General features: G+C 68.5%; 18 protein-coding genes. 7 read left to right on the forward strand and 11 right to left on the reverse strand.

The window, feature by feature from the left end:
- Genes RMCN_RS27560 through RMCN_RS27575 form a run of 4 tightly spaced genes read right to left on the reverse strand, consistent with a single transcriptional unit; the run spans position 1 to position 5,139 of the window.
- Entirely contained in the window at positions 1–1,020 is a 1,020-nt protein-coding gene (locus RMCN_RS27560; protein WP_067395976.1) for a glycosyltransferase family 9 protein, read from the reverse strand.
- Positions 1,017–2,510 (reverse strand): HAD-IIIA family hydrolase, encoded by a 1,494-nt coding sequence (locus RMCN_RS27565; RefSeq protein WP_067395977.1) that lies wholly within the window; start codon positions 2,508–2,510, stop codon positions 1,017–1,019. Before RMCN_RS27565 ends, RMCN_RS27560 begins: the two co-directional genes overlap by 4 nt.
- Complete coding sequence (locus RMCN_RS27570; protein ID WP_067395979.1) at positions 2,507–4,162, reverse strand: carbamoyltransferase family protein; 1,656 nt, start codon at positions 4,160–4,162, stop codon at positions 2,507–2,509. Before RMCN_RS27570 ends, RMCN_RS27565 begins: the two co-directional genes overlap by 4 nt.
- A gap of 8 nt (positions 4,163–4,170) precedes the next feature.
- A complete protein-coding gene (locus RMCN_RS27575; RefSeq protein WP_067395982.1) occupies positions 4,171–5,139 on the reverse strand; it encodes a UDP-glucuronic acid decarboxylase family protein in 969 nt (322 codons plus the stop codon).
- Positions 5,140–5,176: 37 nt separating this feature from the next.
- Between RMCN_RS27575 and RMCN_RS27580 the strand changes: the two genes are divergently transcribed.
- Entirely contained in the window at positions 5,177–6,061 is an 885-nt protein-coding gene (locus tag RMCN_RS27580; protein ID WP_067395985.1) for a glycosyltransferase family 2 protein, read from the forward strand.
- A 5-nt stretch (positions 6,062–6,066) separates the two neighbouring features.
- Here the strand turns inward: RMCN_RS27580 and RMCN_RS27585 are convergent, their stop codons facing one another.
- Positions 6,067–7,293: a glycosyltransferase gene (locus RMCN_RS27585; protein WP_067395987.1), complete on the reverse strand. Its 1,227-nt coding sequence runs from the start codon at positions 7,291–7,293 to the stop codon at positions 6,067–6,069.
- Positions 7,294–7,313: 20 nt separating this feature from the next.
- The gene (locus tag RMCN_RS27590) at positions 7,314–8,288 is read right to left on the reverse strand and encodes a glycosyltransferase (protein WP_067395990.1); all 975 of its coding nucleotides are present in this window, start codon (positions 8,286–8,288) and stop codon (positions 7,314–7,316) included.
- A 164-nt stretch (positions 8,289–8,452) separates the two neighbouring features.
- On the opposite strand from RMCN_RS27590, the gene RMCN_RS27595 reads away from it, so the two are divergent.
- Both RMCN_RS27595 and mbp1 read left to right on the forward strand, forming a co-directional pair.
- Positions 8,453–8,656, forward strand: coding sequence for a hypothetical protein (locus RMCN_RS27595; RefSeq protein WP_067395993.1), 204 nt, complete (start codon positions 8,453–8,455; stop codon positions 8,654–8,656).
- 105 nt (positions 8,657–8,761) lie between these two features.
- Positions 8,762–8,998, forward strand: coding sequence for a microaggregate-binding protein 1 (gene mbp1 / locus RMCN_RS27600; protein ID WP_064400879.1), 237 nt, complete (start codon positions 8,762–8,764; stop codon positions 8,996–8,998).
- Positions 8,999–9,054: 56 nt separating this feature from the next.
- Here the strand turns inward: mbp1 and usfY are convergent, their stop codons facing one another.
- From usfY to RMCN_RS27620, 4 genes are all read right to left on the reverse strand, one after another.
- Positions 9,055–9,363 (reverse strand): protein UsfY, encoded by a 309-nt coding sequence (gene usfY / locus RMCN_RS27605; RefSeq protein WP_064412370.1) that lies wholly within the window; start codon positions 9,361–9,363, stop codon positions 9,055–9,057.
- A gap of 89 nt (positions 9,364–9,452) precedes the next feature.
- The gene (locus tag RMCN_RS27610) at positions 9,453–10,085 is read right to left on the reverse strand and encodes a flavodoxin family protein (protein WP_067395995.1); all 633 of its coding nucleotides are present in this window, start codon (positions 10,083–10,085) and stop codon (positions 9,453–9,455) included.
- Entirely contained in the window at positions 10,082–10,453 is a 372-nt protein-coding gene (locus RMCN_RS27615; RefSeq protein ID WP_067395997.1) for a hypothetical protein, read from the reverse strand. Before RMCN_RS27615 ends, RMCN_RS27610 begins: the two co-directional genes overlap by 4 nt.
- Positions 10,454–10,538: 85 nt before the next feature.
- Positions 10,539–11,219, reverse strand: a complete 681-nt coding sequence (locus RMCN_RS27620) for a PAS and ANTAR domain-containing protein (RefSeq protein ID WP_067396000.1) — start codon at positions 11,217–11,219, stop codon at positions 10,539–10,541.
- Positions 11,220–11,311: 92 nt separating this feature from the next.
- On the opposite strand from RMCN_RS27620, the gene RMCN_RS27625 reads away from it, so the two are divergent.
- On the forward strand, positions 11,312–11,893 hold the full coding sequence (locus RMCN_RS27625; protein WP_067396002.1) for a restriction endonuclease: 582 nt from the start codon (positions 11,312–11,314) through the stop codon (positions 11,891–11,893).
- Positions 11,894–12,037: 144 nt separating this feature from the next.
- The gene (locus RMCN_RS27630; RefSeq protein WP_067396004.1) at positions 12,038–12,910 is read left to right on the forward strand and encodes a type IV toxin-antitoxin system AbiEi family antitoxin; all 873 of its coding nucleotides are present in this window, start codon (positions 12,038–12,040) and stop codon (positions 12,908–12,910) included.
- A 69-nt stretch (positions 12,911–12,979) separates the two neighbouring features.
- On the opposite strand, the gene RMCN_RS27635 is transcribed toward RMCN_RS27630, so the two are convergent.
- Positions 12,980–13,819: an SDR family oxidoreductase gene (locus RMCN_RS27635; RefSeq protein ID WP_067396007.1), complete on the reverse strand. Its 840-nt coding sequence runs from the start codon at positions 13,817–13,819 to the stop codon at positions 12,980–12,982.
- Positions 13,820–13,924: 105 nt separating this feature from the next.
- On the opposite strand from RMCN_RS27635, the gene RMCN_RS27640 reads away from it, so the two are divergent.
- Both RMCN_RS27640 and RMCN_RS27645 read left to right on the forward strand, forming a co-directional pair.
- Positions 13,925–14,575: a TetR/AcrR family transcriptional regulator gene (locus RMCN_RS27640; protein ID WP_067396315.1), complete on the forward strand. Its 651-nt coding sequence runs from the start codon at positions 13,925–13,927 to the stop codon at positions 14,573–14,575.
- A gap of 94 nt (positions 14,576–14,669) precedes the next feature.
- Positions 14,670–19,208: an ATP-dependent helicase gene (locus tag RMCN_RS27645; RefSeq protein ID WP_067396009.1), complete on the forward strand. Its 4,539-nt coding sequence runs from the start codon at positions 14,670–14,672 to the stop codon at positions 19,206–19,208.
- Positions 19,209–19,210: the final 2 nt, after the last annotated feature.

Here is a 19,210-nt window from a genome sequence, read left to right on the forward strand (position 1 = left end):
TCATTGCCGTCCTCCAATTCGGTTGACCGCCTCGAGCAGTTCGTCGTCGCCGATGCCGTCCAGGCACGGGTGCCCGGGCACGGGGCAGACGCGGGCCCGGGTGAGCCGGCACGGGGCCTGCTGGTCCCCGAGCCGAATGACACTGGCTCCGTACGGGCTCCATTGCGAAGCGGGTACGACGGGAGCGAACAGCGAGACCACCGGTGTGCCGACCGCCGCCGCCAGGTGGGCGGGTCCGGTGTTGGGTGCGATCACCACCCGCGCCGCGACGTAAACCGCCGCCAAGGTGTCCAGGGTGGTGCGTCCTCCGAGGTCGATGGCCGACTCCCCGGCCACCGCCGTGGTGAGTTCGCGTTCGACGGGGTCGCCGGTGACAACCACTCGATGTCCGGCGGCGACGAGCGCCTCGACCATGCCGGCACTGCGCTGGGCGGTCGGTCGGCGCGCGGGCACGGCGGCTCCGGGATGGAAGACGACAAACGGTGCGTCGCCGAGTGATTCGGCGACATCCGCGGGCAGCGGCGGTGGTTGCCGCACCCGCAGCGTGCCGTCGTCGCCCTCGGGCAGCTCACAACCGGCCGCCCTGGCCAGCGACAACGCGCGCTCGGGTTCGGGTATGCCGTCGGCGACGTGGTGCCGCAGGTCGAGCAGTGTTCCGGGATAGTCCTCGCTGATCGCCCCCACCCACGGCACCGAAGCCATCCGGCAGATCAATGCCAGCGGCAGCGGGGACTGATGGAAAGACGTGAAGATGTAGACCCGCTCGGGAGCGACATCGCGCAACTGTTTGACCAACGCCTCGACGTGTCCTGCGGTCAGTTCGGGTGAGTCGAAGTCCACCCACGGCGCCTGCCACTCGATGGCCTCGTCGACGCCGGGCAGCAACTCGGCGGCCGCCCGCCCGCGCGGGCCCGCGAGAAAGGTGACCGCATCGTGGGTTTGCGCGACGGCGCGCACCGCGGGACCGGTGATCAACACGTCCCCGGCGCTGTCCAACCGCGCAACCACCGCCCGGCTCATCGGCAGTCCCTGAGCACCATGGACACCGCTGCATCGAGGCTCGGTGCGACGCGCGCCTTGATGAGGGCCTCGCTGATCTCGTGGCGCAGCGTGCGGTCGGTGGGCACGAGTATCGCGTCGGCGCCCGCGGCCAGCGCGGCCTCGACGTCTGCACCGGTGTCGCCGATCATCACGCACCGCGAGGGGTGAACACCCAGCGCGGCGGCGGCATCCTCGACCATGCCGGACGCGGGTTTACGGCAGCGGCATTCGTCGTCGGCGTCGTGCACGCACAGGTGCCACGAGTCGAACGGACCCAGCGCCGAGTCGACCTCGGCGTTGACGGATTCGAGTTGTCGCGTGGTGATCAATCCCTTGGCCACCCCGGACTGGTTGCTCACAATAGCCAGCAGTAACCCGTTGCGACGCAGGCGATCCAACGCGTCGTGCGCGCCCGGCAGCGGGCGAACACCCGCCGGATCGTTGAGATAGGGCCCGTCCGCGATGATCGTGTCGTCGCGGTCGAGCAATACCGCCAGCGGCGGGTCGGGCCGGGCCGTGCGGAACGTCCACTCCCCGGCCAACCGGTGCCACACCGCAACCGGTGGGATCAGCGCGCTGGTGAGCGCCATCCGACCGGCCTCACTGCGTGTCCGCGGGCCGCACCGGAACCGGCGGAGCGCGAACTCCCCCGTCAGCAGCGCCCAGGCCGTGGCGGCGGTGCGCGCGAGGCGCCACCGGCCCGCCACCGCGCTCACCACCGCGAGTAGGGCCGCGGCCGTGGTCACCGAGTGCGCCGGGAACCGGCCCCGGCCCTCACCGATCGCCGAGCGCCACCGCCTACCGAACTTGCGGCGAAGCAGGGCGTTGTCCCGGTTGCCGGTCTGGGCACGCACGCTGCTCATCAGCGTGGCGTTCGCGACGGGATGGGTGCACCGGCGGGCCCCGCGCACAATGCCGTTACCGGCCCGGGTGATTCGCAGCGCGATGTCAGAATCCTCGCGGTAGGCCCGTGGGAATCGTTCGTCGAAGCCGCCGATGTCGACGAGGACATCGCGCCGAAACGCCATATCGGCGGTGATCCATTTGGCTTCGGCGAGCCGCTGGGTGCGCTGTTCGTCGTCGGTGGCCTTGCGCCCGCCCACTCGCGGCACCTCGATCACCGCTTGTGAGCCGGCGGCCGACTCCACTTCTGCCTTGGCCAGGTCCTCGGTCAGCGCGGCGAACCAATCAGGTTGCGGGACAACGTCGTCGTCGAGAAAGCAGACCCAGTCGGTTCGGGTCGCACGCCAGCCCTTGTTGCGAGCGGCCGCCGGTCCTCGTCCCCCGCTGCGCAGCACCGTGATTGGAAGACGTGAGTCCACCTCCAGGGGCGGAGCGGGCTGGGACCGGTCGTCGACGACGATCACCGCCGCCGGTGCCGGCCCGGCGGACCCGTCGAGTTCTGCGAGCAGGCGGTGCAGCGACGGCCGCCCGACCGTCGGCACCACGACCGCGAACGACGGCGTCATGTTTGACGCCTCACGATGAACGGACCGATCGCCAACACGTCTATCGGTGCGCTGCCGAAACATTCGAGCGCGTCGCGCGGGCTGTCGACCATGGGCCGCCCGGCGGTGTTGAAGCTGGTGTTGACGATGACCGGGACCCCGGTGCGGGCGGCGAACCTGCTGATCGTGTCGTGCAGCAGCGGTTGGCCGCGGTCCACGGTCTGAATGCGCGCGGTGCCGTCGACGTGGGTGACCGCGGGAATCCGGTCACGCCACTCGGCGGCGACCTCATGCACGAACAGCATGTACGGACTCGGAATCGGTCCGCCGGCGAAGATCTCGGCGGCCCGTTCGGCGAGCACCATCGGGGCGACGGGCCGGAACTGCTCGCGCCCCTTCACGGTGTTGAGTCGCTCCAGGTTCTCGATGCGGCGGGGGTCGGCCAGCAGTGACCGCTGGCCGAGCGCGCGCGGCCCGAATTCGGCGCGGCCCTGAAACCAGCCGACGAGTTTGTTGTCGGCCAACGCGTCTCCGACCGCGACGGCCAGATCCGCGGGCCTCTCATGGGGCACCGCCGCCTCGGTCAGCGCCGCGGCGATCTCGTCCTCGGAGAATCCGCGACCCAACGCCGCCGAGGGCATCGGCGCGATCGGTTCACCGGCGTCTCCCGCCAGAGCCAGTGCCGCACCGAGCGCGGTTCCGGAGTCCCCCGCGGCCGGTTGCACCCACACATTCGAAAACCCCCCGCGGGAGAAGATCTTCGAGTTCGCCACGCAGTTGAGGGCGACTCCACCTGCAAGACAGAGGCTTTCGTGGTCGGTGCGGTCGCGAAGCCAGCCGACGAGGTCGAGCAGCACTTCCTCGACGACCGTCTGGACGCTGCACGCGAGGTCGGCGTGCTCGGGTTCGGGCCGGTCCAGCGCATGCCCCTTCCCGGCGCCGGGTGCGCGGGCGGGTGTGATCGAGTTCCAGTCCACCGGTTCGGTGCGGAAGCCCCCGTCGGCGCATGCGTAGACCGCTTCGCGGAATCTCTCGGCGAACCGCGGTGTCCCGTAAGACGCCATCGCCATCACCTTGTACTCGTCGCTGGAGCGCTTGAATCCGAGGTGCTCGGTGAGGCTTTCGTAGAGCAGACCCAGCGAGTGTGGAAGCGACTGAGTCGCGAGCACGTCGAGCTTGTGGTCGCGATAGCTGCCGGCCAGCATCGAGGACCGCTCGCCGCGGCCGTCCACGACCAGAACCGCGCAGTCGGGGTGGGGGGAGGCCAGCGCGGTGGATGCGGCGTGCGCGACGTGATGGCGGACGTGCCGCACGACGCCCGGGTCGAGACCGGGCAGGGCGGCCTGGAGGAAACGGGGGGCCCGGTCGGCGTAGAGCGTGCGCAGGTACTCCCAGTCCCGGTCCAGGCCTGCGAGCCCGTCGGTGGACTCGTCCATCAGGCGCGGGTCGTAGGAGTACCCGACCAGGTCCAGGTCGGATGGTTTCAGCCCCGCCTGTTCGAGACACCAACGTGCCGATTCCACCGGCAACTCCCACGTCGAGAACGGCACGGCCTGTTTGCCGTGCTTGCGGCGGGTGAACCGCTCCTCCTCGGCGGCCGCGACGATCTGACCGTCCACCACGAGCGCGGCAGCCGGATCGTGGAACACCGCGTTGATCCCGAGAATGCGCATGACTTCCCTCAACTCCCCTGCAGTGCAACGGTTGCCGATTGCCGGCGGAACCAGTCGACGGTCATCGACAGGCCATCGGTGTAGCTGACTCGCGGATGCCACCCCAGCAACTCGCGGGCCAGCGAGATGTCGGGGCACCGGCGTTGCGGGTCGTCCTGCGGCATCGGGCGGAACTCGATCGGTGAGTCGCTTCCGGTCAGATCCCGGATGAGCTCGGCGATGCGCAGCACCGTCAGTTCATCGGGATTGCCGACGTTGACGGGCCCGGTGCAATCGGATTCGCCCAGGGCGATCAGCGCCGCGACGGTGTCGCCGACGAAACACAACGACCGGGTCTGGGTGCCCGTTCCGTTGACCGTGATCGGCTCACCCGCCAATGCCTGGTGGCAGAAGGTCGGCACAACGCGGCCGTCGTCGGGCCGCATGCGTGGTCCGTACGTGTTGAAGATCCGCGCCACGGCGATATCGACAGAGCGCTCGCGCCGATAGGCGAACGTCAACGCCTCGGCGAACCGCTTCGATTCGTCGTACACGCTGCGCGGGCCGATCGGATTGACGTTGCCCCAATATGATTCGCGCTGCGGATGTTCCAGGGGATCGCCGTAGACCTCGCTGGTGGAGGCCAGCACCAGCCGTGCACCGCACCGCTGCGCGAACTCGAGCATGTGCGAGGTGCCGAGTGCCCCGGTGCGAAGCGTCTGGATCGGCAGCTGTAGATAGTCCACCGGTGAGGCCGGCGATGCGAGGTGAAAGACGGTGTCGATTGCCGACGGCAGATCGGGCAGCGGCCGGCTGATGTCGTGCGCGACGAACCGGTATCCGGGTCGGTCCACGAACAGATCGGCGGCGGTCGGCGCGCTGGTGGACAGATCGTCGAGGCAGGTCACTTCCACACCGCTGTCGAGCAATCGCTCGCACAGGTGCCCGCCGAGAAACCCTCCGCCGCCGGTGACCAGCGCGCGTTTGATGTCATGCATCGTTTGCCTTCCCGATCCGCGGGTAGCCGTCAGGGTCATGCAGGGCCCAGCCTCCACCGACGTCTCGTTCGTGATAGCCAGCCAGAATCGCGCCAAGGAGTTGGCTGCCGTGGTGGCCAGGCTGCTCGACACCACGCCGTGCCCGATCGTCGTGGTGGACAACGCCTCCACCGACGACACCGCGACGCTCATCAACGGCATGGCGGCACGGTCGGCCGGCCGCGTCGAGCTCGTCGAGCTTCAGACCAACCTCGGTGCGGTCGGCCGCAACGTCGGGGTGGCGGTGTGCCGCACGCCGTATGTGGCGTTCTGCGATGACGACTCCTGGTGGACGCCCGAATCCCCGGCGATCGGTGCGGAGGCATTCGAACGGCACCCGTCGGTGGGACTGCTTGCCGCGCGCACGATCGTCTGGCCGCAGCGCCGGGAGGATTCGTTCTGCGCTCTGCTCGCCGACAGTGCGCTCGGCCGACGGCCGGAGCTGCCGGGCCCGTCGATCCTCGGCTTCATGAGTTGCGCGGCCATGGTGCGCAAGCGGGCGTTCGAACAGGCGGGTGGCTTCAGCGACATCCTGCACTTCCGCGGGGAAGAGCAACTGCTGGCGCTCGATATGGCCGCGGCGGGCTGGGACCTCTGCTACTACCCTGAACTGCTGGCCATTCACCAGCCGTCCTCGGTGCGCGCCACGTCCGCTGCCCAGGCCGCCAGGGTATTGCGCAACGATGTGCTCACCACCTGGCTGCGACGCCCGATTCGCCATTGCCTCACTGCAAGTGGGCGCCTGGCAGTGGCGGCGCTGCGCGACCGCGACCATGCCAGGGTTGCGGTCGAGGCCGTGGCGCGGATACCCGCAGTGGTCGCCCAGCGCCGACCGCTGCCGCGCGAGATCGAGGAAGCGGTGACCTTGCTGGAGTCGGGCTGAGCCGGTCATCCGGACGACAGGCTCGTCGCCGGCTCCGGTTGCGCGACCCGCAGGGGCACCAACCGGTCGTAGATTCGCTGGCTGTCTGCGGCGACCCGATCCCACGAGTAGCGGGCCCGCGCGCGGTCCCGCCCGGCGGCACCCATGCTCTGCCTCAGGAAGTCGTCACGAAGCAGACCCTTCACCGCCTTGGCCACCTCATCGGGCCGCTGGGGCTTGACCAGGTGTCCGGTCACGTCGTGGACGACGGTGTCGAGCATTCCGCCGACCGCCGACGCCACCACGGGCACGCCGCACGCCATCGCCTCGAGCGGCACTATGCCGAACGGTTCGTACCACGGGGTGCACGCCACCACGTCGGCAGACCGAAGAACGGCCGGCATCTCCGTGCGGGACACCGACCCGTACAGCTTCACACGGTCGGAGACGCCCAATTCGGTTGCCAGAGAAAGCAGCCGACGCGCCTCGGGATCCGACCCGAGTTGCGACCGGTCGGGTCCGCCGACAATCACCAGCTCGGTATCGGGCAGGTGGGGCAACGCGCGCACGACGACGTCGAAACCCTTGCGGGGCACGAACCGACCGACGCTGACGATGCGGTGTCTCTCGGATCGCGGCGCCACGGGTCCCTCCGGGTGGAACAGGTCGAGATCCACCCCACACGGCACCACGGAGATCCGGTTGCGGGACCGACCCATTCGCATCAGCTCGAACACCTCGTCGGTACAGGTGGCCGCGACCCAGGTAGCGGAACGCGCCACCGTCGCCTCCAGTCGCAATCGATCCGGCGGGCTGGTGCCCTGCGCCCCCTGGTGGCGCCGCTTCACCACACCCAATGCGTGAAAGGTCTGGACCGCAGGCAGGTTGAGGTGGCGCGCGGCCAATTGTGTTGCGATACCGGACATCCAGAAGTGGGCATGGGCGACATCGGGTCGGTCCGCCGCCCATTCGGTGTCGAGGAACTGAGCGAAGGGACCCATGTACGAAAGAAGTTCGTCCTTGGGCATCGGCTCGGCCGGGCCGGCCGCGACGTGCACCACGGTGTAGCCCTCGGGTGTGATCACGCGGTCGGGCAGGTCCCGGTTGTCCCTTCTGGTGTAGACGGTCACCTGATGACCGCGTCTGGCCAGTGCGGCCGACAGCTGCGCGACGTGTACGTTCTGCCCACCGGCGTCGACGCCGCCGAGCGCGGCAAGCGGGCTGGCGTGCTCAGACACCATTGCGATCCGCATCGGCGCCCTCCTTCCGGTTGTCATCGACAGCACTCGTCGATGAGGTCGTCCCACTGCGTGAGGAACCGATCGATTCCGAACTGCGCCTTGGCGAAATCCCGCGCCGCCTTACCGGCCGCGGCGGCGGCCGCCCCGTCCGCGACGAACGACGACAGGGCGCGCGAAAGTGTGTCCATGTCCGCGCTCACCACGCCGGCCTCGGGCGGCACCACCAGGGGCGCCATCGTCGAGGCGACGGCGACCACCGGCATCCCGATGAACATCGCCTCGATCAGCGACAGACCCAGCGAGGTCCATCGGGCGGTGTGCAGGAACACGCGGCGGCGGGCCACCTCGGGCAGCAAGGCCGCGGCGGGCACGTCGCCCCGCCCGCAGACCCGCGGGCTCGTGATGCACTCGGAGAGCACGTCGGTGTCGATGCCCCACACGTCGATCGGCACCGTTTCGGAGAACGCGGTCAGCAAATCCGCGCCTACCGTGCGCCAGCGCCGGCACGGTTCGTTGATCATCGTCGCGGCGGCCGCGACGTCACCCGTGTAGAGCAGGCCGGGATCGACGATGCCGTGCGTGATGACGCGCGTGGGCGCGACGCCGTTGTTCCACATGAGCCGGTTGAAGTCGGTCACGTGCACGATCGGGATGTCACTACGGTCGGCAACCGGGTGAACGCTGTCGACCGCGAACGGCCGCGGCGCGTTGTGCTCCACGTAGACGGCGGGAACGTCTCGGCCCGGTTGCCGCCCCAGCCATCGGCTGGTCAGTTCGATCTCTTCGGGCCGCTGCAACACCACCAGGTCGATGTGCTCGTCATATACTTTGTCGAACGAAACCTCTTGGGCACGTGGCCAATTCCGACCACAGCGTCCTCGGCCGTCGGCGTCCCTCGCGGGATTCACAGGCAACACACAGCGATGCCGACCCGCGACGAAGGACTCGGTCCATGACCCGTGCACATGCCAGAGCAGCACCGAACGCGAATTCGAGACGACCGACATGAGGGCCGCCTACCCGAGCACTTCTCAGGCAAAACGGTTCTCCGAACGACTCTTCGCATAGCGGACAAGTACCGATTCGTATTGCGGACTCCCCACTTCGCGCAACGGATCTGGCGTGACGTCGCCCCCGTTTCGCCCTGCAGCTCCGGGGTACCCGGTAGGGCGTGTCAGAGCGCGAAGGATGGCCCGACGAGGTCCCCGTGGCCGACGCGGTGGAACAGCAGCGCGCCGCCAGCGAACCGGTTCTCGACGAGGAGGCCTCCGTCGATTCGGAACCGAATCCGCCTCTGGAGGCGTCGCCCGCCGACTGGCAGGAGCAGCTGGAGGCGGTGGAGATCGATCCCGAGGACGACGCGGCGACACAGTGAGCCCGGTCGGGCGAGCGTTTAGTCGTTCAGGCCCTCGGGAACCCGACACCTGCGCGGGGAAGTTCCTCGTGATTGGACTGAACCACTGCAATGCGGAAGGTGAGCATGACCGAGAAGAACAGTGGCCCTGAAGAAGGCATCAAGGGCGTCGTCGAAGACGTGAAGGGCAAGGCCAAGGAAACCGTCGGCACCGTCACCGGCCGTGACGACATGGTTCGCGAGGGCAAGGCCCAGCAGGACAAGGCCGACGCCCAGCAGGACGCCGCCAAGAAGGAAGCCGAGGCGGAATCCGCACGCGCCGGCGCCGAGGCCGCCGAGAAGCGCCAGGAAAACGAGCAGTAATTCGATTCACATCAGAAAAGCCCAGCCGATTCGGCTGGGCTTTTCTCTTCGGTGCGTCAACTACTCGGTTTTTGCCGTTGTGCGTCGGGATGTTCTGCGTACCAACGCTCTTCGATCTTGCGCACCCGCAGATGCTCGACGAGCAGCCAGCCGCCGCCGATGATGAACAGCGCAGCGGAGCCGCAGCCGAGGCCGATGCCCACCCCGTGGTGGCCGGCGCCGTGAGCCGCCAGCGCAGAGACGAACAGCACCAGGGCCACGCCGATGAGGATCAGCCCCGGCATGTTCTTGGTGTCCTTCATCGACTCCCCGGCATGTGGACGGGTCGTTCTCGCGTGGTCGACGGGATCCTTCGGGCTCTTCATCGGTACTCCTCTCTCGGCATACCTCCACCCGGACATGGGCTACTGACAACGCTAGAACTACCCGACCATCCAGGGACAGAAACCGGCCGTCACTGGTACGGCGGGTACTGGTCGGCCCGCAGGGCTCTGGCCAGATGAGCGGCGTTGCTGGCCAACGCGGCAGTCGTCGACGCGACGGGCTCGGGCACCTCGTCGAGGTCTTTGTAGTCCGTGCTCTGCATCGCTTCGCCGGTCCAGTAGGTGCCGCCCTGGGCCGGAATGGTGTAGCCGATGTCGTTGAGGCCTTGGAAGCAGTCGGCGATCACTTTGTGCGCGCCGTCCTCGTTGCCGACGACGCCGACGACCGCGACCTTGCCGACCATGGTCGGCCGGCCCGCGTCGTCGGTGTTCGACAGTTCCGCATCGAGCCGTTCCAGCACGCGCTGCGTCACGCTGGCCGGGTGCCCCAGCCAGATCGGGGTGGACAACACCAGGATGTCGGCGCGCAGCAGCTTCTCGCGGATGCGGGGCCATTCGTCGCCGTCGCCCATGTCAGCCTCGACACCCGGTGCGATCGCGTAGTCGACGCAGCGCACCACCTCGGTTTCGACACCCGCAGCGCGCAGGTTCTCGCAGATGTGATCGGCCATCAACGCGCTGCTCGACTCGGCGGGGCTGGGCTTGAGGCTGCACACCAACGCCACGGCGGTCAACGGTCGATCAGCGTCTGCGGGCGCACTCATCCGCCGAATACCGCGAAACCGGTGAGTGCGGGCATGCTCGTCATCAGCACCAGCAGCATCGACGTCAGCAGGAACCATCCCGCGCCTTGCCATGCCGACGACATTTCACCCCTGCGCCAGTTCAGATGGGCGCGGAAGAACGCCCGCAGTCCGCCGGCGAACAGGACGGCGGGCGCCGCGAGCGCCAGAAGCGTTCGCTGGGGCGTGCCGCAAGCCAGGCTGTCGGCCGTCGCGCCCTGGCACGTACTCACCCACACCATGGCGCCGATCAGGAAGATCGCGCCGGTGGCGCCGATTCCGAAGGCGAACCGTGCCGCGTCGCGGATGCCGGTGTCGACTTGTCTCAGCTCGCTGGGACTGTGGTACACGCCGAGAGACTCCCGAATTTGCTACCGAATCAGCGGAGTGGGTTTGACGCAGCGCAGGGTTCCCGGTGGAAACGTCCGATAAACCTCAATCTCGGACGCGATGGTGTGCGGTGAGCAGCAACCTGTCGTAGGTGGAGCGCGGTGGCAACTCCTCGTCATAGGTGAGCCCGAGAAAATCCCTGGCGATTTGCTCGGCGAAGATCCGCAGCTTGGTGTTGGTCTCCTGCGAACGCCAGCGGAGCAACTCGAACGCTGAATCGGCCGAGATCCGGTAGATGAGCATCAGCATGCCCTTGGCCTGCTCGATCGGACCGCGCGCCTCCGCCATCTCGGTGACCGCGGCGCTGAACGCCCGGTCGCGCCGCTCCAATGTGGACGGGGTGACGTCGACATAGAACCCGTGGGTGCCCACCACCTGATCGCTGTCGTTGAAGAGTTGATCGCCGACCACGACGACGTGGTGCACCTCGCCGTCGGTGTCGATGATCCGGTGGCGGGTGGAGAACGCGCCCGACGTCCGGCGGATCTCATCCAACGTCGCCGCCACCTGGCGGTAGTCGTCTGGATGTTTGTGTGACAAAACGAGTTCGGTGGTCGGCTCCGTCGTACCCGGCTCGTAGCCGTGCATCCGTTCGACTTGTGGCGACCACTCCCAGCGTTCGTCGGCGAAGTAGAAGCGGAACCAGCCGACCCGGTGGGGGTCGCCGCCCGCGAGGGCCTGCTCGACAGGTGTCTGCCCGTCGGCGTCGGGCAACTCGTCAGTCATGATCGCGGGCCGAATCCGGTGATCGCACAAGTGTATTCCAGCACGTTCGTCGGTTCGTTGATCGGACAAGCAACGGATCGGTCGGCGCGGGGATGTCGGGATCACGTCTTACGATCCGTCGGGTGACCGTAAAGCTGTACCTCGCTGCGGCCGGGGCGGTGGGGGTTGGGGCGTGGCTGCTCGGGGCCGCCCCGCAGTGGAGCCTTGCGCTCGGACTCGTCGCGCCGCTGGTACTCGCGGCGCTCCCCCGCTTCCTCGCCGGCACCCTCGTCGGTGTCAGCACTCCCGGTGCCCGCGAGGACGTCACCGCCGCGATGTCGGGGTCGGAGTTCGAGGATCACGTGGCGCGGGTGGCCCGGTCCTGCGGGGCGCCGGTGATCATGACCGCGATCACGGGAGACTGGGGAGTCGACATCATCGTCGGCAAACGACCGGACCGTCTTGCCATCCAGTGCAAACGCCAGTCGCGCCCCGTCGGCGCGAGCGCCGTGCAGGAAGTGGTGGCGGGTGCGCCGATGCAGGACTGCACCAAGACGATGGTCGTCACGAACCACGAATTCACCGCCGCCGCACGCAAACTCGCCGAGCTTCACGGATGCGAGCTGGTCGGTGGGGCCGACCTTCCCCGGTTGCGGTCGACGATCCGGCGCCTGCTCGAGCCGTCGGCGCCCTGACCGCCCGAATTGCCTCGAACGTGCCGTTTCATCCGCGACACGCCGCGCAAAGCGTATGAGATCGCACAGTCGCGGGGGTGAACCTGTGGATAACGTGGGCTCTCACCCCGAAAGATGTCATGGCGGGGCGCGACCGTTGCGGCCATGGAAGATCTCGACTGGCCGTTTCGAGCAAGCGAGGCGCTCGACGCGGGACTACTGACGTTTCGCGAGCTGCGGCGATTTCACGCCGGCATCTATCCCGGCGTGTGGGCGCCGCGGGGCGTCGAGTTGTCGGCCGTCGACCGGGCCAGGGCCGCCTGGCTGTGGTCACGCCGACAAGGTGTACTGGCAGGCCTATCGGCGTCGGCGTTGCTCGGCGCGAAATGGGTCGAGCCTGACGCCGCCGCCGAACTCGTGCTGTCGAATCGGCGATCGCCGCCAAGAATCACCGTCCACAGCGACACACTGTTGCCCGAGGAGATCGTGACGCGCCACCAGATGCCCGTGACGACGCCGGAGCGCAGCGCGTTCGACCTCGGCCGCCGGCTCCCGCTCGAGGAAGGCGTTCAACGCATCGACGCGCTGATGAATGCGACGGACATCAAGCCCGCCGACATCGACGAGGTGGCGCAGCGGCATCCCGGCGTGCGCGGCTTGCGGCAGCTACGCCAGACACTGGAACTCGTCGACGGCGGCGCGGAGTCGCCGTACGAATCACTGACCCGACTACTGCTGGTGCAGGCCGGATTTCCGCGTCCGGAAACCCAGATACGGGTGCTCGACCGGTCAGGGCGTGTGGTCGCACGCATCGATCTGGGATGGTCGCAGTATCGCGTCGGCGTGGATTTCGAAGGCGCACACCACTGGACTGACCCGCGACAACGTACCGCCGATGCCGAACGCTATTGGTTGCTGCCGCGGCTCGGCTGGAACGACATCAGGCTGACCAGCGGCATGTTGCACAACCAGCCGCGCGTATTTCTCGAGCGAGTCGGCGAGGCACTAATCGCCCGCGGCTGCCCGAAAACATGGTGAACGTGCGGTTTCATCCGCCAAATCGGCGTGTCGCGGATGAAACCGCACGATCGGCGGCCAAGCGCCCCGCTAGAGAATCGGCCTGCCGCCGGTCACCGCGATCCGCGCACCCGTCACGTAGCTCGCCTCGTCGGACGCCAGCATCACGTAGACCGGCGCCAACTCGACCGGTTGACCGGCACGGCCCAACGGCGTGTTCTCGCCGAACTGCTTGACCTTCTCCGGCGGCATCGTCGACGGGATCAACGGTGTCCAGATCGGGCCCGGCGCGACGCTGTTGGCGCGAATACCCTTCTCGCCCAACATCTCCGCCAAGCTGGCGGAGAAGTTGGCGATCGCGGCCTTGGTGGCCGCGTACGGCGCCAGCTTCGGGTTGGGCATGTCGGAGTTCACCGAGGAACTGCCGATGATCGACGCACCGGCGCCCATGTGCGGCAGCGCGGCCTTCACGAGGTAGAAGTACGCCCCGACGTTGAGCCGGAACGTGTAATCCCACTCCTCGTCGCTGATCTCGTCGAGGGTGTCGTGTGTCATCTGGTAGGCGGCGTTGTTGACGAGCACATCGATCCCGCCGAATTCCTGCACGGCGCGGTCCACGACGGCGCGGCAGTGCGCCGGGTCGGAGAGATCGCCGGGCATCAACACACATTTGCGCCCGGCGTCCTCGACATACTTCTGGACCTCCTTGGCGTCGCCGTCCTCGTTCAAGTAGGCGATCAGCACGTCGGCACCCTCGCGCGCGTAGGCGATCGCGACCGCGCGGCCGATTCCGCTATCGCCTCCGGTGATGACCGCGCGCTTACCGGTCAGCCGGCCCGACCCCTGATAACTCGTCTCGCCGCAGTCGGGGGTCGGGGTCATCTCGCTCTGCACACCGGGCGGGGACTGCTGCTGTTCTGGAAAACTCATCGATGGCCTCTCGTGGGATGTCTGTTCTTGCGCGGGGTTACCCCGCAGCCGTCCGAATACTCCGGACGATCCGCTGTTTGACATGTGTTCACTACGATGAAGCTCATGGCCGAGTCCCGACGGCGGCTCTCCCCCGCCGACCGACGCAGCGAACTGCTGACGCTCGGTGCCGAGGTGTTCGGTCAGCGGCCCTACGACGAGGTTCGCATCGACGAGATCGCCGAGCGGGCCGGAGTGTCCCGGGCGTTGATGTACCACTACTTCCCGGACAAGCGGGCGTTCTTCGCCGCGGTGATCCGCGCCGAGGGTGAGCGGCTGTTCGAGGCCACCAACGTGCCACCGCGACCCGGGCAGAGCCTCTTCGACCAGGTGCGTGAGGGGGTGCTCGCCTACCTGCGCTACGACGACGAGCACCCACACGGCGCGTGGGCCGCCTACGTGGGATCGGGCCGCTCCGATCCCGTGCTGCGCGGCATCGAGGACACCGACAACGACCGTCAAGCCAGCCGCATTCTCGGCCGCATCCACGCCGCCGTCGGCGACGACCTGGACGACAAGGTGGAGCGCGACCTGCGCATCACCGTCTACGGCTGGCTGGCCTTCACCTTCGAGATGTGCAGGCAACGGCTGATGGACCCGTCCATCGAGGCCGGTCCCGTGGCCGACGCGTGCGCACACGCCCTGTTCGACGCCGTCGGACGCGTCCCCGGTATCCCTTCTCCCCTGCGCGAAGCGGTGTCACCGAATCGCCGCTGACCTGTGATTTCGGCGCGCCAAGCATCGCTGGGCGATAGCTGAGGCACCGCAACCGCCGAGGACTTGTCGGTGGTGGGGTGCACCATGGACGTCGATGAGCACATCCCCCCTCGCCCGGTTCAGCGACCTGACCCGGGAGTGGTTCACCGGCACGTTCGCCGAGCCGACGCCCGCCCAGGCCCAAGCCTGGTCGGCGATCGCCGATGGGGACAACACGCTCGTCATCGCACCCACCGGATCCGGTAAGACGCTCGCGGCGTTCCTGTGGGCAATCGACCAGTTGGCCTCCGTCCCCGCCGAACCACGAGCCGGCACCAAAGTGCTGTACGTCTCGCCGCTGAAGGCGCTCGCCGTCGACGTGGAGCGCAACCTGCGCACCCCGCTCACCGGTATCGCCCGCATGGCCGAACGGCGCGGTGTGCCCGCCCCGCAGATCAGCGTCGGGGTGCGCTCCGGCGACACCTCCCCCGCGCAGCGGCGCGAACTGATCGCCCGACCGCCCGACATTCTGATCACCACGCCCGAATCGTTGTTCCTGATGTTGACCTCGGCGGCGCGCGACACGCTGGCCGACGTCCGGACCGTCATCGTCGACGAGGTGCACGCCGTCGCGGCCACCAAACGCGGCGCCCACCTCGCGCTGTCGCTCGAGCGGTTGGATCAACTTCTCGACGCGCCCGCGCAGCGGATCGGCTTGTCGGCCACCGTCCGTCCCCCCGAGGAGGTGGCGCGGTTCCTGTCCGGTCAGGCCCGCACCACGATCGTGGCCCCACCGGCCGCCAAGACATTCGACCTGTCCGTCCAGGTGCCGGTGCCGGATATGGCCAACCTCGAGAACAACACCATCTGGCCCGACGTCGAAGAGAAGATCGTCGACCTGATCGAGGGTCACAATTCGTCGATCGTGTTCGCCAACTCGCGCCGCCTCGCCGAACGACTCACGTCGCGGCTCAACGAGATCCACGCTGAGCGCACCGGCCAGGAGCTCGAGACGGGACCCAACACCGGAGTCGCAGGCGGCTCACCCGCCCACATCATGGGCAGCGGGCAGGCGTCGGGCGCGCCCACATTGCTGGCCCGCGCGCATCACGGCTCGGTCAGCAAGGAACAGCGCGCGCTCGTCGAGGACGACCTCAAGAGCGGCCGGCTCAAGGCCGTCGTCGCGACCTCGAGTCTGGAGCTCGGGATCGACATGGGCGCAGTCGATCTGGTGATCCAGGTGGAGGCCCCGCCCTCGGTGGCCAGCGGGCTGCAGCGCATCGGCCGCGCCGGCCACCAGGTCGGCGAGATCTCCCAGGGTGTGTTGTTCCCCAAGCACCGCACCGACCTGATCGGCTGCGCGGTGACGGTCAAGCGGATGCTCTCCGGTGAGATCGAGACCATGCGGGTGCCGACCAACCCGCTCGACGTGCTGGCCCAGCACACGGTCGCCGCGTGTGCGCTCGAACCGCTCGACGCCGACCGCTGGTTCGACGCGGTGCGGCGCAGCGCCCCGTTCGCGACCCTGCCGCGCAGCGCGTTCGAGGCGACGCTGGATCTGCTGTCGGGTAAGTATCCGTCGACCGAGTTCGCCGAGCTGCGGCCCCGCCTGGTGTACGACCGCGACACCGGCACGATGACGGCTCGGCCCGGAGCGCAGCGGCTGGCGGTCACCAGCGGCGGCGCGATCCCTGACCGCGGCCTGTTCACGGTCTATCTGGCCACTGATTCCGAAAAGCCTTCCCGCGTTGGGGAACTCGACGAGGAGATGGTGTACGAGTCGCGGCCGGGCGACGTCATCTCCCTAGGCGCGACGAGCTGGCGGATCACGGAGATCACCCATGACCGGGTCCTGGTGATCCCGGCGCCCGGTCAGCCGGCGCGACTTCCGTTCTGGCGCGGCGACGGCGTCGGCCGCCCGGCCGAACTGGGCGCCGCGGTCGGGGCGTACACCGGCGAACTGGCCCGCCTCGGTCGCGACGAGTTCGATCAGCGCTGCCGGTCAATGGGTTTCGACCAGTTCGCCACCGACAACCTGTGGCAGCTGATCGACGACCAGCGCCAGGCGACCGGCGTCGTGCCCTCGGACACCACATTCGTCGTCGAACGGTTCCGCGACGAACTCGGCGACTGGCGCGTCATCCTGCACTCCCCCTACGGCTTGCGCGTGCACGGGCCACTCGCGCTGGCGGTGTCACGACGGCTGCGGGAGCGGTACGGCATCGACGAGAAGCCCACCGCCTCCGACGACGGCATCATCGTGCGCTTACCCGACACCGAGGACGCCCCCCCGGGTGCCGACCTGTTTGTGTTCGACGCCGACGAGATCGAGCCGATCGTCACCGCCGAGGTGGGCGGTTCGGCGTTGTTCGCCTCCCGTTTCCGTGAGTGTGCGGCCCGCGCATTGCTGCTGCCGCGCCGCCATCCGGGCAAGCGCTCCCCGCTGTGGCATCAGCGCCAGCGCGCCGCGCAATTGCTTGACGTCGCGCGCAAGTACCCCGACTTCCCGATCGTGTTGGAGGCCGTGCGGGAATGCCTGCAGGACGTCTACGACGTGCCCGCGTTGACCGAGCTGATGCACCGGGTCGCCCAACGCCGGCTGCGCATCGTCGAGGTGGAGACCACCACGCCGTCGCCGTTCGCCGCGTCGCTGCTGTTCGGCTATGTCGGCGCATTCATGTACGAGGGCGACAGCCCCCTGGCCGAACGCCGCGCCGCCGCACTGTCTTTGGACAGTGTGCTGCTCGCCGAGCTGTTGGGCCGTGTCGAGCTGCGCGAGCTGCTCGACCCGCAGGTGATCACGAGTACGACCCGACAGCTGCAGCATCTGAGCGACGACCGCAAGGCACGCGACGCCGAGGGCATCGCCGACCTGCTGCGGCTGCTGGGCCCGCTGACCGAGGCCGAGATCGCCGACCGCGCCACGACGTCCGACATCGGCGGCTGGCTCGACGGCTTGCGCGCCGCCAAACGGGCGTTGACCGTGTCCTTCGCCGACGAGACCTGGTGGATCGCCATCGAGGACATCGGCCTGTTGCGCGACGGCGTCGGTGTGGCCGTACCGGTCGGGGTGCCGACGGCGTTCACCGAATCGGTCGACGACCCGCTGGGTGAGCTGCTGGGCCGCTACGCGCGCACGCGAGGCCCGTTCACCACACACGACGCGGCGGCCCGGTTCGGTCTGGGTCTGCGCGTCACCGCCGACGTGCTGGGCCGGATGGCCATCGACGGCAAGCTGATTCGCGGTGAGTTCACCGATCTGCCGGTCGCCGACCCGACCGCCGCCGAGCAGTGGTGTGACTCCGATGTGCTCAAGATTCTGCGGCGCCGGTCGCTGGCGGCGCTGCGGGCGCAGATCGAGCCGGTCAGCACGGCGGCCTACGGGCGTTTCCTGCCGGCGTGGCAGTCGGTCGGCTCGGCGCACAACAGCGGCGTCGACGGACTCGCCACCGTGATCGATCAGCTTGCCGGCGTGCCGATTTCGGCTTCGGCCGTCGAGCCGCTGGTGTTCGGTCAGCGCGTCCGCGACTATCAGCCGGCGATGCTCGACGAACTGCTGGCCTCCGGTGAGGTCACGTGGTCGGGGGCCGGCCAGATCGGTGGCGGCGACGGGTGGATCGCCTTCCACTCCGCGGAGTCGGCGCCGCTGACGTTGAGCGCCCCCACCGAGATCGAGTTCACCGACAGCCACCGGGCGATCCTCGAAACGCTCGATCGCGGCGGCGCGTTCTTTTTCCGTCAGCTCACCGACAATCCGAACGAAGACCACAAGAATGCGCTGTGGGATCTGATCTGGGCGGGCTGGGTCACCGGCGACACGTTCGCGCCGGTGCGCGCGAAGTTGATGGGTACCCGCGGGGCATCGGGACGCCGGAGCGCCCCCGCGCACCGGCAGCGGCGACGGGCGCCGCGGTTGAGCAGCTACAGCGTCGCGCACGCCCAGACCCGTAACGCCGATCCCACGGTGGCGGGCCGGTGGTCGGCGCTGCCGGCCGCAGAACCGGAATCGACTGTGCGCGCACACTTTCAAGCCGAACTGCTGCTCGGGCGCCACGGGGTGCTGACCAAGGGTGCCGTTGGCGCCGAAGGCGTGCCGGGCGGCTTCGCCATGCTCTACAAGGTGCTGACGGCGTTCGAGGACGCCGGCCGGTGCCAGCGCGGCTATTTCGTTGAGTCACTCGGCGGCGCCCAGTTCGCCGTCGCGTCCACGGTGGACCGCCTGCGCTCCTATTTGGACAGCGTCGACTCTGACCACCGCGACTACCACGCGATCGTCCTCGCGGCCGCCGATCCGGCCAACCCCTACGGCGCCGCACTCCCGTGGCCGACAAAGCGATCCGATGACGACTCCACGCACCGCCCGGGCCGCAAGGCCGGTGCACTGGTCGCGATGGTCGACGGCGAACTGGTGTGGTTCCTCGAACGCGGCGGGCGGTCACTGCTGAGCTTCACCGGCGACACCGACGCGCATATCGCCGCCGCTGCTGCCCTGGCCGATCTGGTCAGCAACGGCCGGGCCGGATCGTTCCTCGTCGAGAAGGTCAACGGTGTTCCCGTGCTCGAACCGGGCGCCGAGGGTGAGCGCGCTGCGGTCCACGATGCGCTGCTCGGCGCCGGGTTCGCCCGGACGCCGCGCGGCCTGCGGTTGCGCTGACG

The sequence above is a fragment of the Mycolicibacterium novocastrense genome (assembly GCF_001570485.1).
Classification (GTDB): Bacteria; Actinomycetota; Actinomycetes; order Mycobacteriales; family Mycobacteriaceae; genus Mycobacterium; species Mycobacterium novocastrense.

Coding starts and splice junctions, on each gene's coding strand:
- RMCN_RS27630 (WP_067396004.1), top strand. CDS start 12,038: ATGGAAGATCTCGACTGGCCGTTTCGAGCAAGCGAGGCGCTCGACGCG.
- RMCN_RS27610 (WP_067395995.1), bottom strand. CDS start 10,085: ATGAGTGCGCCCGCAGACGCTGATCGACCGTTGACCGCCGTGGCGTTG.
- RMCN_RS27625 (WP_067396002.1), top strand. CDS start 11,312: ATGTCGGGATCACGTCTTACGATCCGTCGGGTGACCGTAAAGCTGTAC.
- RMCN_RS27580 (WP_067395985.1), top strand. CDS start 5,177: ATGCAGGGCCCAGCCTCCACCGACGTCTCGTTCGTGATAGCCAGCCAG.
- usfY (WP_064412370.1), bottom strand. CDS start 9,363: ATGAAGAGCCCGAAGGATCCCGTCGACCACGCGAGAACGACCCGTCCA.
- RMCN_RS27585 (WP_067395987.1), bottom strand. CDS start 7,293: ATGCGGATCGCAATGGTGTCTGAGCACGCCAGCCCGCTTGCCGCGCTC.
- RMCN_RS27620 (WP_067396000.1), bottom strand. CDS start 11,219: ATGACTGACGAGTTGCCCGACGCCGACGGGCAGACACCTGTCGAGCAG.
- RMCN_RS27590 (WP_067395990.1), bottom strand. CDS start 8,288: ATGTCGGTCGTCTCGAATTCGCGTTCGGTGCTGCTCTGGCATGTGCAC.
- mbp1 (WP_064400879.1), top strand. CDS start 8,762: ATGACCGAGAAGAACAGTGGCCCTGAAGAAGGCATCAAGGGCGTCGTC.
- RMCN_RS27570 (WP_067395979.1), bottom strand. CDS start 4,162: ATGCGCATTCTCGGGATCAACGCGGTGTTCCACGATCCGGCTGCCGCG.
- RMCN_RS27645 (WP_067396009.1), top strand. CDS start 14,670: ATGAGCACATCCCCCCTCGCCCGGTTCAGCGACCTGACCCGGGAGTGG.
- RMCN_RS27560 (WP_067395976.1), bottom strand. CDS start 1,020: ATGAGCCGGGCGGTGGTTGCGCGGTTGGACAGCGCCGGGGACGTGTTG.
- RMCN_RS27575 (WP_067395982.1), bottom strand. CDS start 5,139: ATGCATGACATCAAACGCGCGCTGGTCACCGGCGGCGGAGGGTTTCTC.
- RMCN_RS27640 (WP_067396315.1), top strand. CDS start 13,925: ATGGCCGAGTCCCGACGGCGGCTCTCCCCCGCCGACCGACGCAGCGAA.
- RMCN_RS27565 (WP_067395977.1), bottom strand. CDS start 2,510: ATGACGCCGTCGTTCGCGGTCGTGGTGCCGACGGTCGGGCGGCCGTCG.
- RMCN_RS27635 (WP_067396007.1), bottom strand. CDS start 13,819: ATGAGTTTTCCAGAACAGCAGCAGTCCCCGCCCGGTGTGCAGAGCGAG.